Origin of the sequence: Pelobacter seleniigenes DSM 18267, assembly GCF_000711225.1 — a bacterium.
GTDB lineage: Bacteria > Desulfobacterota > Desulfuromonadia > Desulfuromonadales > Geopsychrobacteraceae > Seleniibacterium > Seleniibacterium seleniigenes.
Genome location: NZ_JOMG01000001.1, coordinates 454127 through 466912, shown reverse-complemented (window position 1 = coordinate 466912; position 12786 = coordinate 454127). Strand labels below are relative to the sequence as shown.

Genomic DNA, 12786 nt, shown 5'->3' with positions numbered 1-12786 from the left:
GATGGCTTTTTCCTGGAAAACAAGGCTTCATATCTGGTTACGCTTTCTGATTTTGCAGGCGAGCTGGAACTTTGAACGGCACCAGGGACTGGGGTTCTTTTATGCTCTGCTTCCAGGGTTGCGGAAACTGTATTCCGGAAGCCAGCTGCTGGCCGTGGCGCGACGCTATGTCGGCTATTTCAATACCCACCCCTACCTGACCCCGCTGGTGGCCGGGGCGGTGTTGAAGCTCGAGGAAAAACAGGCGGCCGGCGACACCCCTGCAGTGGATATCGATGATTTCAAGGAAATTGTCGCGGCGCCTTACGCGGCCATCGGCGATGCCTTGTTTTGGGGCGGTTTGCGACCTCTGGCCGCAGGGGTGAGCCTGTTTTTCGCGGTCAAAGGATTTCTCTGGTCCTCCCTGGTTTTTCTACTGCTGTTCAACCTGGTCCCCTTCTGGTTCCGGACTGTTTTCTTTGCCCGGGGCTATCGGCAAGGAATGAACTCGGTAGAGTTCATTCAACAAAACAGCCTGCCGGACTGGGCCATCCATACCAAGGAGGCTGCGGTGGTTGTCCTGGGCGGGTTGAGTGCCTTCATGGTTTTTTCTCATTTGGGACGGCAGTCTCTCGCGACCTGGTTAGGACTGCTGACCCTGCTACCGATGGTATTGTTGGCGTATCTTGCCAGAAAAGGGGTGTCCACCCTTTGGATGATTTATATTATTGCACTGATCATATTCATGGCCGGGTTATTCTGGGCCGATGTAATTCAGTGGCTTGAAATGTAAGGACGATAAATGTTAAGCCGAAATTTTACGATTAAGAACCGTCTTGGATTGCATGCCAGGGCTGCTGCCCAACTGGTGCAGACAGCCAATAAATTTAGCTCTGAAGTGACCCTGATCAAGGATGAGGTCGAGGTCAACGGCAAGAGTATTATGGGGATTCTTCTACTTGCCGCGCCCCAGGGAACGGATATCGAGGTGACCGTAGCGGGGAGTGACGAAGACCAGGCGATGGTCCGTATCGCCGCATTGATTGAGGATGGCTTTGGCGAAGATTGAGATCACTCAGGATACCTATCTGGTCGGCATCGGGGTTTCTCCGGGAATCAGTATCGGAGAAGTCTGTCTGCTCGCCAGTCGGCCGGCCATTGATGCCGCTGAGATCTCTCCCGACCTGGTTGATACCGAACTGCAACGTTTTCGCTCTGCACTCAACCAAGCCCGGGAACAGCTGAACAATATAAAGCGAGCCGTTTCCAAGCAGGAGCATCTGCGGGAGCATTTGTATATTCTGGAAACGCACTTGCTGATCCTTGATGACGACATGCTGGTCAAGGGAACGGAACAGGCGATCCGTAAGCTTCTTAATGCCGAAGCCGCCTTGTCACGTACCCTTGATAAGCTGCGTGCTTTGTTCGACAATATTGAGGATGAGTATCTGCGTGAGCGGCGCTCCGATGTCGATGCCGTCGGTGATCGGTTGCTGCGGATCCTGGCCGGAGCCAGCGAGCGTAGTCTCGGGCAGATCGGGCGTAGATCATTGGTTGTCGCCCATGACCTGTCCCCGGCAGAGACCATGCAGATGGACCGCTCCAATATTCTCGGCTTTCTGACCGATAAAGGGGGGCGCACTTCACACACCGCTATTCTGGCGCGTTCCCTTGATATCCCGGCCATTGTCGGGCTGGAGAATATTACCGCGCTGGTGACCGAGCGGATGCCGATCATCATTGACGGTTCCAGCGGGGTCGTGGTCCTCAATCCTTCGCCGGCGACTGTGCAGGAATATCGCAATCGCAAGCAATCCTTCGAGGACCTTGAGCGCGAACTGGAGAGGCTTCGTGAGTTACCTGGCAGGACCACGGACAACTGCACCATAGCACTGCGCGGTAATCTGGAACTACCGGGAGAGTTTGCCCTGGCATGTAAGCATGCGGCGGAAGGGGTCGGCCTGTTTAGGACTGAATTTCTCTACCTGGGACGCAGTACGCCCCCTTCCGAGGAGGAACAATTCCAGACTTACTGTCAGGTGCTGCAGATTATGCCGGAGCATCCGGTGACGATCCGGACCCTTGATATCGGCGGAGATAAATTCGTTCCCGAATTGAATCTGGCTGATGAATGTAATCCGGCCATGGGACTGCGGGCGATTCGTTTCTCTCTGCGGGAAGTTACCCTGTTCAGGATTCAATTGCGGGCCATTCTGCGGGCCTCCCATTACGGCAAGGTCCGTATCATGTTTCCCATGATCAGCGGGGTTGCGGAAATCAGGGCCTGTAAACGCATGCTGCGGGATGCGGCGGTGGAACTGGAGCAGGAAGGATTGAAATATGATCCCGATCTCGAAGTTGGTATCATGGTTGAAACGCCATCGGCTGTATTGATTGCACCGCTGCTGGCCCGGGAGGTTGATTTCTTCTCCGTCGGAACCAATGATCTGATTCAGTATTGCCTTGCCGTGGATCGGGGGAATGAGTATGTTGCCTATCTTTACGACCCCCTGCATCCAGCCATCCTGCGGGCCCTGAAGGCGACTTGCGATGCTGCCAACAATGCCGGAATTCATGTGTGTATTTGCGGAGAAATGGCTGGTGAGCCGCTCTACGCTATGGTCCTGGTCGGACTCGGCTTTCATGAACTGTCTATGAATCCGTCCTGCGTACCGCGGGTTAAGCGGGTGTTAAGGCAAGTTTCCCGTCGCGATGGTGAATTGCTGGTGGAAAAACTGCTGCAGCTGGCAACCAGCAAAGAGGTGTCCTGCCAGATTGATGAAGACATGCGCAAGCTGCTGCCGGACATTTTTGACCGCCCCATCATCTAAGCCGTTGCTGCTATCAAATCAAATCGCCAAGCGGCCAGAAGCAGACCGGTTTTGACCGATCTGAAATGAGCGGATATCATTTTCAGGTCCAGGAATATAAAAAAGGTTGACTCAAGAGGCTTAACCTCATTAGTATCCGCAGGTTTTTAACACTTTAAGACGTCAGTAGGAGGACATTCACTATGGCCATGACCGATTTTCTTTTTACTTCGGAGTCCGTCAGCGAAGGACATCCTGACAAGGTTGCCGATCAGATTTCCGATGCTGTACTTGATGCTATTCTGGCTCAGGACCCGAATGCCCGCGTGGCTTGTGAAACCTTGGTGACCACCGGGATGGCTTTTATCGCCGGGGAAATTACCACGACGGCCTATGCAGATCTGCCAGCTATTGTGCGGCAGACCATCAAGGAGATCGGCTACTGCGATTCCGCCATGGGGTTCGATTATGAGACCTGCGCGGTCATGACCTCGATTGATCAGCAGTCTCCGGATATCTCTCAAGGGGTCACCGCCGGTGAGGGTCTCTATAAAGAGCAGGGCGCCGGAGACCAGGGCTTGATGTTTGGGTTCGCTTGCAACGAGACTCCGGAACTGATGCCCATGCCGATTACTTTCGCCCATAAATTGACCAAACGGCTCGCCGATGTTCGCAAAAGCGGTCAGCTTTCCTTTTTGCGGCCGGACAGCAAATCCCAGGTGTCGGTCCAATACGTCGATGACAAACCGAGCCGTATCGACACCATCGTTGTCTCGTCACAGCATAACCCGGACGTGACCTATGAACAGCTGCAGGAAGCGATTATCGAAGAGGTGATCAAGCCGACCCTGCCGGCTAAACTGCTGGATGACAAGACCCGCTTCCTGATCAATCCGACCGGTCGCTTCGTTGTCGGCGGACCGATGGGGGATTGCGGCCTGACCGGGCGAAAAATCATTGTCGACACCTACGGCGGACACGGCTCACATGGCGGCGGAGCGTTCAGCGGCAAAGACCCTTCCAAGGTTGACCGGAGCGCCTCGTATATGGCCCGTTATATTGCCAAAAATATCGTTGCCGCCGGACTGGCACGGAAGTGTGAAGTGCAGTTGGCCTATGCCATCGGCGTCGCTGAGCCGGTGTCGGTGATGATCAACACCTTCGGGACCGGCAAAATTCCGTCCAATACGATCGCCGGGATTGTGCGGGAAGAGTTCGATATGCGCCCGGCCGCCATCATCGAGCAGCTCGACCTGCTCAAACCGATTTATCGACAGACCGCCGCTTATGGCCATTTCGGTCGGGAATTGCCAGGCTTTACCTGGGAAGTTACTGATCGCGCCGAATCGATCAAGGCCCGCGCCGGGTTGTGATGATTGATATTGGCAAAGGCCGCCCTGGTCTTTGCTAAACACACTTCGCAAAAGCGTGGTTTTGCTACACTTGCAACCCCAAGGAGACGATCTCCTTGGGGTTGTCTTGTTCAATCTTTTAATCCCGCACTCTTTTCAAAATGTCCTGATAGGCATCGATTCGGCGATCGCGCAAAAACGGCCAGATCCGGCGGATCTGTTCGCTTCGGTCCAGATCGAGTTCCAGGGTCAGGACGTCTTCCTGATCACCGGCCTGCAGTAGGATTTCCCCTTGTCCACCGGCCACGAAACTGTGACCCCAAAAACGGGCCCCGGCAGTCTGGCCGCTGGGGTCGGCTTCAAAACCGACCCGGTTGACCGCAACCACGGGGATCCCATTGGCAACCGCGTGGCTGCGCTGAATCGTGATCCAGGCGTCCCGCTGGCGCTGTTGCTCTGCTTGGGAATCGGCCGGATCGAAACCGATGGCCGTCGGATAGATGAGGATTTCCGCTCCGGCCAGGGCCATCAGGCGGGCTGCTTCAGGATACCACTGATCCCAGCAGACCAATACCCCGAGCCTGCCGAGGGAGGTCTGGATCGGGTTGAAACCGAGGTCGCCGGGAGTAAAATAGAATTTTTCGTAGTAGCCCGGATCGTCCGGGATGTGCATCTTGCGATATTTCCCGGCAATGCTGCCGTCGTTTTCTAACACCACCGCGGTGTTGTGATAGACCCCGGCCGCTCTTTTTTCGAACAGGGAGAGCACCAGAACCAGGTTCAGCTCTTTGGCCAGCGCTCCGAACTGCTCGGTGGCCGGACCGGGAATGGGTTCTGCCAGATTGCACAGCGCGGGATCTTCGGTCTGACAGAAATAGGGACCGCAATGCAGTTCCTGCAAAATAACCAGCCGGGCGCCCTGTGCTGCTGCCTGACGAATTCCCTGGAGGCTTTTGTCGATGTTGGCCTGACGGTCTTCCTGGCAGCTGTGCTGAACGAGGCCGATGGGCAAGGTTCTCATTTCAGAACTCCTTTCGGGATCTGCATGGTAATGCAGTGCAGGGAGCCATGTTGCCTGATCAGAGGGCGGCAATCAATGCCGACGATTTCGTAGCCGGGGAAAGCCTGGGCGATAACCGCGAGGGCTTCGCTGTCCGCCTTATCGGCATAGGTCGGCACCAGCACCAGCTGATTGATCACCAGGAAATTGGCATAGGTTGCCGGCAGCCTCTCGCCGTCATCGAAACAGGCAGACGGCCAGGGCAGGGGCAGGAGTCGGTAAGGTTTCCCCGCTCTGGTGGTGAAGCTGTGCAACTGTTCTTGCATCCTTTGCAGGGCCGGGAAATGTTCATCCGCCGGATCGTCACAGCGAACATAGACAATGCTGTCATCCGGGCAGAGCCGGGCCAGGGTATCGATATGGGAATCGGTGTCGTCACCTGCCAGCCAGCCGTGGTCGAGCCAAAGGAGATGATCTGTGCCGAATAGTTCGGTGAGCTGTTCGGCGAGTTGCTCCCGCCCCAGGTGAGGGTTGCGGTTAGGGTTGAGCAGGCAGTCACTGGTGGTCAGCAGGGTGCCGTTGCCATCGCTTTCGATACTGCCCCCTTCCAGAATCAGACCGATGGTTTCCAGTGCGGTCTGCCCGAAACAGCCGGCCTGATGCAGGTTACGGGTGATCTGGTTGTCGGCCGCGGCGGCAAATTTCAATCCCCAACCGTTGAAGCCGAAATCGAGTAATAGTGGCTGCTCCCCGGCGTAAACCGTGATCGGGCCGAAATCCCTGGCCCAGGTGTCATCGGTAGCAACTGCAAAAATCATGACCGCGTTCATGGCGACGCCATGTTCTCGCAGCACTTTTTCAACAGCCTTCGGTTCCGGAGTGGCGATGATGACCTTGCTGACCCTGGTCAGCTGCCGAGTCAATTCCAGGTAGGTCTGCTGCACCTCGGCCAGCAGGTCGCACCAGTCTGAATTTCGGTGCGGCCAGGCCAGCAGCACGGCATCTTGCTCTTCCCATTCGGCCGGAAGCCGACGGATTTGATAAGGGGTCTTTTCCATGAATGAGCTGCCTTTTGTCATTTTAACAATGTATGTTCGATTAAAATCTTCAGCCCGATGACGATCAGCAGCGCGCCACCCAGGCGTTCCACTCGTGGTCCCCAACTGCTGCCCAAACGTCTTCCCAACAGCATGCCGCAGAGGGTCAGCAGGCAGGCGGTGAAACCGATGACCAGGGACGGTGTCCAGATCTCGACTCCGAGCACGGCCAGGCTGAGGCCGACGGCCAGCGCGTCGATACTGGTGGCAATGGATAGCATGACCAGGGACAGGCCCCGGGTCGGATCTCCCGGTTCTGTCTCCTCTTCTTTTTGCCAGGAATCGCGGAGCATTTTTGCGCCGATCAGGAACAGCAGAATAAAGGCCAGCCAGTGATCAAAGGTTTCAATCTGCCGGCGCAGGCTGATTCCCGCAGCCCAGCCCAGAATCGGCATCAGAGCCTGAAACAGGCCGAAATGAAAAGCGAATCGAAACAGGTGCCGGCCGGTCAGTTTGGGCAGGCTCAGGCCGGCGGCCAAGGCCACGGCAAAAGCGTCCATGGCCAAGGCCACGGCGATTCCGATCAGGGTTAGAATGTCCATAGTTTCTACTTATTTTATCGAGTAAGATGGGCCAGGTATAGTGGTCCCGGTGAGAAAATAAACCGGCGCTGTCTGACGTTGGTAATGCGCTCCGCGGCGGCAATAAGCAAAGGGCTGCGTGCTGCAGCCCTGAACAACCCGGCAGAGATGTTACTGCTCAATGGAAACGCTTTCGATCAGGACTGGCTCTTTTGGCACATCCTGGTGGTAACCCTGGGTGCCGGTGGGAACCTGGGCAATGGCATCGACCACCTCCATTCCTGCCGTGACCTGGCCGAAAACGGCGTAACCGTATTGATTGGGAGCGGTGCCCTGATGGTCGAGGAAACTGTTATTGACCAGGTTGATGAAAAACTGGCAGGTGGCGCTGTCAACGACCTGAGTGCGGGCCATGGCAATGGAGCCACGGGTATTCTTCAGGCCGTTGTGGGCTTCGTTTTTAATCTGTCCGGCGGTTTTTTTCTGCGCCATCTCTGCGGTAAACCCGCCCCCCTGGATCATGAAACCGGGAATGACGCGGTGAAAGATTGTCTGCTCATAAAAACCGTCACGCGCATATTTTAGAAAGTTTTCAGTGCTGATCGGGGCTTTTTCGGCATTCAGTTCAATGACGATCTCTCCCTTGTTGGTCTGGACTTTCACCACGGGTTGAGTGCTCATTGGCATACTCCTTTTCGAAAATGTAAATTCTCAGGTTGACACCGTGGTTCGAAACGAACTGCGGCGAACTTTTCAGGAGCTACATAATGCCGTGATCAAGAAATGAATTTCAAGTACGATTTCAGGGGAAAATGGTGCCGGCTTCGAGAAGTTTGGTAAAGCGGTCATTGGGCAAGGGCTTGCTGAACAGATAGCCCTGGAAAATGGAGCAGCCTTTTTCCTGGAGGAAATTGAGTTCGTATTCGGTTTCCACCCCTTCGGCGACAACTTTCAGATCCAGGTGTTTAGCCATGGAGATAATGGTGTCGACAATGGCGGCGTCGTTGATGTCGTTTTCGATATCCCGGACAAAAGATTGATCGATCTTGAGGATATCCAAAGGCATTTTTTTGAGATAGGCCAGGGAGGAATAACCGGTTCCAAAATCGTCTATGGACAACTCGATACCAAGCTTTTTCAGCCCCTGCATTTTGTCGATGGTATCAACGATATTATCGATCACCATCCCCTCGGTCAGTTCCAGGCCGAGCATCGTCGGATCGGCTCCAGTCTCATCAAGAATATTTTTGACCTGGTTGATAAAATGGGGCTGCCGGAACTGGCGCGGGCTGACATTGACAGCCAGATGGGGAATCGGAAATCCGCACTCCTGCCAGCGGCGCATTTGCAGGCAGGCATTGCGGAGAACCCACTCCCCGATGGGTAGAATCAGCCCGGTCACTTCTGCTACCGGAATAAAAATGGCTGGCGAAATAAAGCCCTTGTCCGGATGCTCCCAGCGGATCAGGGTTTCGGCGCCGACAATCTGCCCGGCGCTGTTGACCTGAGGTTGAAAATACAGGCTCAGCTGATTTCTTTCCAGGGCATAGCGAAGTTCCTTTTCGATGGCCAGCCGACTGTCCGCCGCGGCCTGCATGCTGGGCAGGAAAAAGCGGATCATGTCCCGGCCCTCTTCCTTGGCCCGGTACATTGCGGTGTCTGCATAGCGCAGGATATCGATACCGGATTCCTGGTCGAGTTGGTTTTTGTCCGCGGACGGAAACATGGCCACCCCGATACTCGGAGTGATATGTAATTCATGTCCGGCGATCTGATATTTTCGGGCCAGACGGGACTTGATGGCTTCGGCCTTATACTGGGCCGCGGCAGCAGCGTTGGTGGCGTCACTGCCCAGGTCGGAGAGCAGCATGACGAATTCATCGCCGCCCAGTCTGGAAACTGTGTCCTCGGCGCGCAGATCCATCGTCAAGCGGGAGGCGACCTCTTTGAGCAGGGCATCGCCGACCGGATGACCCAGCGAGTCGTTGATATTCTTGAAACGATCCAGGTCCAGATAGAGCATGGCTCCATAATGACCGAAGCGACGGACCAGGGAAATGTTCTGTTCCAGGCGGTTGAGAAGCAGGCGGCGATTCGGTAGATCGGTCAGGGCGTCATAATAGGCCAGATACTCGATCCGTTCCTCCGCCTGCTTGCGCTCAGTTACGTCGCGCAGGGTTGCGCAGATTTTGTCTTTGTTCTGGTCCAGGCCCTTTTGGAAGCTGGCGTTTAAAGAACAGGGGATCAGCCGGCCGTCTTTGTCCTGCAGGTTGATTTCAAAATCAACGATGCGGTCCTTTTCCTGCAACTGGGCAAACAACAGGCCGCGATCCTGCTCGGCCGGAAAAATCATCAGCACATTTTGGTTGAGGACTTCGCTGCGTTTATAAGAGGAGATATTGGAGATGGAGGGGCTGATCTCGATGATGGTCCCGTCAAAGCCCATTTCCAGATAAACATCCTGCAGGTTTTCGAAAATCAGGCGGTATTTTTCTTCGCTGTTTTTCAGCCGCAAGTGTGAATTATTGAGGTCGCGGACCGCTTTCTGGAGGGCTTCGGTACGCTTGGTGACTTCTTCCTCCAGATGCTCCTGGTAGGCCCGGTTTTCGATGATCAGCCGTGACCGTTCGATGGCCTGATTGATGGCATGGAGCAGCGCCGACATATCCTGGATCGGTTTCAGGAGGTAATTCCAGGCCCCTTTATGAATGGCTTCAATGGCATCGCCGATGACCCCGGTTCCCGAAACCACAATCACCGGGGTGTCGGGAGAAGTTCTCTTGATCTCTTCGAGAACTTCCAGCCCGTCGATTTCCGGCATACGCAGATCACACAGGACCAAGTCCGGTTGTTCGCGGGCAAATATCTCCAGCCCTTCCCGGCCGTTGGCGGCTTCAAGAACTTGAAAGTCAAAATCCTCCAGAAACAGGCGAAAGCTGGCTCTTATGTTCTCTTCATCGTCTATCGTCAGGATAACCGGATTTCTGCGTAGTTCCATTAAAAGAAAACCTCAAAAAGCATGGAGGAACTGATCTGACCGAAATATTTATCATTACTATATATTTATGGGATTTCCCTCATGTATTATGCCGGCAGAAATGGAGTTAGTCAAATTTAATTTTGAGATCTGGCAATTTCTTCCCCCGCTTTAAAAATCACCGGTCATGGATTGTAGAATAAACAGTTTGGGATTGATCGATTCAACTGTTTTGACAATATCGGTAAACAGCTGAAAGTCAACCCCTTCTTCGCAGTCGCTGCCCTGGAAATAGGCATAGCCTTTGGGCAATTCGCTACCCCGGCCGTTATGGAGCAGGAGCAGGTCGACCAGATCGTTAATGCGGCCGTCCGCTTCCCAAGGGTCACGATAATTATATTGCCGGGCAATAATGTGCAGGCCCAGGCCGTTGGCAAAGACCGCTTTGACCTCGAAAGAAAAATCCCGCGGCGACCCGTAATGCTCGTTACGCCCGGAACGGCTCATGACCCGGGCTCCTTGTTGGGCCAAGTATTCGCGGATACTCTCTTCCGACATGGGGGGATGCTGTTCAGTCACTGTTGTCTCCTTTCTCCGGGTTCTCTCGGGGCAAGCTGTGCTTGGCTGCGGCTTTGCCGCTGCGCAAGGTGGTTAGCGGCAGTGGTTCTGCAGTCTCAGTTCCAATCCCCAGGGGACCGGCTTGCGGCCTTCCGGCGAAAGCACCCACAGGGTCGGGATATCGGAGCTGGCCGGGGCCGGGCCGAAGCCGTCGGTCAGGTAAATCATTGCCGCTGGTCGTGGTTGCAGCTGCTGCGCATATTCGAAAGCCGGACGAAAGTCGGTGAAGCCGCCCCCCCGATAGGTGTCGACCACCAGAGGTTGCCCGCTGAAAGCTGCGACCTTTTGAATGCGGCTACCGGCGTAAAGCACGGTGATCCGGCTTTGTCGCCCCCGGGCAATGCGAAGCAGCTCGTTGGCAAAGGCTTCGCGCAGCAGCTGAGTATCTGTCGAATCGCTGACATCGATGGCGACGACCAGGTTCAGATATTGTTTTTTACGCAGGCCGGGGGTGTGGCGGTCGAAACGGCGATGGCTGCGTGACCAGGTTGAGCTTTTCCCGACCCGCCCGGCGGTACCGACGAATTGACGCAAAACCTGCTGCCAGGGGATGCTGGGCGGAGTAAGGAACGGTTCCAGCAGGGTGGCCAGTTCCCCCGTGCTCTCCTCCCGATCGCCCTGTCGGGCCTTGCTGACCATCTGCCGAACCACCTGCTCCGACAGCGCCACCGGGGTACGGTCGGCATCCTGCCAGGGGATGTGATCGTCGATAATCTCCAACCGTTGCTCAGCGGCCGGGTTCTGTTCACCGCTATCCTGGGGCGGGCGTTGGTCGTCTCCGCTGCCGCTCAAACTGCCAAGTTCCGGCAGCTGCAGCAGGCGGGCATAGTATTCTTCAGCGGCCAGTCCTTCCGGAAGGCGCAGCCGGGCCGGCTGCACGGCTTCCCGGGGCAGGTTGGCAATCCCCGGGTTGATGGCCAGATCACAGGCCAGATCCCAGATCCTGGCCCGGCGCTCTTTGCGGCGACAGGGGTGAAGGTGCAGGGTATGCTTGATCAGGTGTTCGAGGAGCGCTTCCTGCTCAGCCTGGGCAAAGAGCATAAAGCGCTGCGGATTGACCAGCAGGGTTGGAATGGCATCGGCGATGGTGACGGCGACCGCTTTGTTTCCAGCATAGGGCAGGCGTTTGAACTGGAGCAGAAACTGGCCATAAAAGGGGCGGCTTTTCAGCAACCGGACGATGGCGTCCTGCAGCGGCCGCAGTGGATCAGGCGACATCCTGGCTAATCTGGCGGATGGTGTCGAGAATTGAATTGTCATACTTATCCAGACACAAGATCTCGGCAACGGGCGGGATCCGTAACAGTGCTTTGACCAGGCCGAAGCGCATGTCGCGCGGCAGAATATCGATATAGGCGACCAGGTTGTCCTGGGCCGCTGTGGCCAGCCGGCCGTCGTTCTGCAGGCAGGTGATCAGCGCGCTCATGGTGGCGGCTTGAATGTCGTCCTGTTGGGCTGCCGCCTGACCGGCAACCTCCGGCCAGCGGGTCAGGATATCTTCCGCACTTAGTGGCCGGGTCCGCTGTTCAGTGCACCACTGGAGAAAGCTGACAGCGGCTTCCCGGCCGATGATCCCACTGTAAACTTCCATCTCCAGGTGGCGGGGGAAACGGCAGTGCTGGCGCAGGACGCTGATCATTTCCCAGGCCCGTTCGGATGGCTCGATCTGCATGTCAAAAGAGGTACTGCCCAGGGCCAGCAACTGTTGGTTGGCGGCAATGAATTGGCGGACTTGGCTGTCAAAACCTTCCTTAGCGGCATGTCGTAACCAGCACTCGGCATCGGTTTCAACCTGAATGACCACCATGCGGTCGAGCAGGGCGCGATCGAGGGGAGCCACCTGGTAGCTGCCGTCAGGCGGATTGATGGCAACGACGACGCGATGCTGAGGAGCCAGTTGGTGGGTATGCAGCGCGCGCGGTTGGCCTTCGGTCGGGGGCTCGACGAATTGGAAGATGGCCTGCAGGGTATCTTCCTGCTGGGCGCGGTTGAGTTCGTCGCAATGCACGACCGTTGGGGCGCCATCCGCTGCGGGCCACCAGCTTGGACATGACCAGTGCATGGTGGTCTCTTCACGATAGGGGATGCCGACCAGGTCGCCGACTTCCATCTGGCCGAGGCGTAATGGCACATAAGCGAATTCAATGTCCCGGCAGACCTGAATGATCCCGGCGGTCTTCCCAACCCCGCGGTGGCCGACGACACAGGGGGTAAGGTTGGTTTTGGTGAGGATCTCCTGCAGTACGATTTTCATCTGTTCGATATTCATGACAGCCCTGATCTGTAATTTAATACCTTTGCGGTCAGATATTGATAGCACGTGCGGAATTTCGGTGCAAGAAATCTGTTCCCCCGGCTCAGGATGACGTAAAAAATGCCTTGTTTTTTTGCGTTCTTCCGTTGAATCGACAATAATATAAAGGTCGTGAGTC

General features: G+C 55.8%; 12 protein-coding genes. 4 read left to right on the top strand and 8 right to left on the bottom strand.

The annotated features are described in order from the left end of the window. Position 1 precedes the first annotated feature (1 nt). The 4 genes from N909_RS0102050 (at position 2) to metK (ending at position 4162) form a co-directional block, all read left to right on the top strand. Complete coding sequence (locus N909_RS0102050; protein ID WP_029910626.1) at positions 2–772, top strand: PTS system mannose/fructose/sorbose family transporter subunit IID; 771 nt, start codon at positions 2–4, stop codon at positions 770–772. A 9-nt stretch (positions 773–781) separates the two neighbouring features. After that, complete coding sequence (locus tag N909_RS0102045; RefSeq protein WP_029910623.1) at positions 782–1048, top strand: HPr family phosphocarrier protein; 267 nt, start codon at positions 782–784, stop codon at positions 1046–1048. Further along, positions 1029–2810, top strand: a complete 1782-nt coding sequence (ptsP, locus tag N909_RS0102040) for a phosphoenolpyruvate--protein phosphotransferase (RefSeq protein ID WP_051689450.1) — start codon at positions 1029–1031, stop codon at positions 2808–2810. Before N909_RS0102045 ends, ptsP begins: the two co-directional genes overlap by 20 nt. A gap of 182 nt (positions 2811–2992) precedes the next feature. After that, the gene (gene metK, locus N909_RS0102035) at positions 2993–4162 is read left to right on the top strand and encodes a methionine adenosyltransferase (protein WP_029910618.1); all 1170 of its coding nucleotides are present in this window, start codon (positions 2993–2995) and stop codon (positions 4160–4162) included. A 118-nt stretch (positions 4163–4280) separates the two neighbouring features. Here the strand turns inward: metK and N909_RS0102030 are convergent, their stop codons facing one another. The 8 genes from N909_RS0102030 to N909_RS0101995 form a co-directional block, all read right to left on the bottom strand. Next, positions 4281–5162 (bottom strand): carbon-nitrogen hydrolase, encoded by an 882-nt coding sequence (locus N909_RS0102030; protein ID WP_029910615.1) that lies wholly within the window; start codon positions 5160–5162, stop codon positions 4281–4283. Then, the gene (locus N909_RS0102025) at positions 5159–6199 is read right to left on the bottom strand and encodes an agmatine deiminase family protein (protein ID WP_029910612.1); all 1041 of its coding nucleotides are present in this window, start codon (positions 6197–6199) and stop codon (positions 5159–5161) included. Before N909_RS0102025 ends, N909_RS0102030 begins: the two co-directional genes overlap by 4 nt. Before the next feature lie 17 nt (positions 6200–6216). After that, a complete protein-coding gene (locus N909_RS0102020) occupies positions 6217–6780 on the bottom strand; it encodes a manganese efflux pump MntP (protein WP_029910609.1) in 564 nt (187 codons plus the stop codon). A gap of 150 nt (positions 6781–6930) precedes the next feature. Beyond that, positions 6931–7446: a peptidylprolyl isomerase gene (locus N909_RS0102015; RefSeq protein ID WP_029910606.1), complete on the bottom strand. Its 516-nt coding sequence runs from the start codon at positions 7444–7446 to the stop codon at positions 6931–6933. A 115-nt stretch (positions 7447–7561) separates the two neighbouring features. Continuing rightward, a complete protein-coding gene (locus N909_RS0102010) occupies positions 7562–9757 on the bottom strand; it encodes an EAL domain-containing protein (RefSeq protein ID WP_029910603.1) in 2196 nt (731 codons plus the stop codon). Positions 9758–9907: 150 nt separating this feature from the next. After that, on the bottom strand, positions 9908–10315 hold the full coding sequence (locus N909_RS0102005) for a hypothetical protein (protein WP_281174802.1): 408 nt from the start codon (positions 10313–10315) through the stop codon (positions 9908–9910). Between the two features lie 72 nt (positions 10316–10387). Next, positions 10388–11614, bottom strand: coding sequence for a vWA domain-containing protein (locus N909_RS0102000; RefSeq protein ID WP_245613556.1), 1227 nt, complete (start codon positions 11612–11614; stop codon positions 10388–10390). Continuing rightward, entirely contained in the window at positions 11562–12623 is a 1062-nt protein-coding gene (locus tag N909_RS0101995) for a hypothetical protein (protein WP_029910593.1), read from the bottom strand. Before N909_RS0101995 ends, N909_RS0102000 begins: the two co-directional genes overlap by 53 nt. Between the last annotated feature and the right edge of the window lie 163 nt (positions 12624–12786).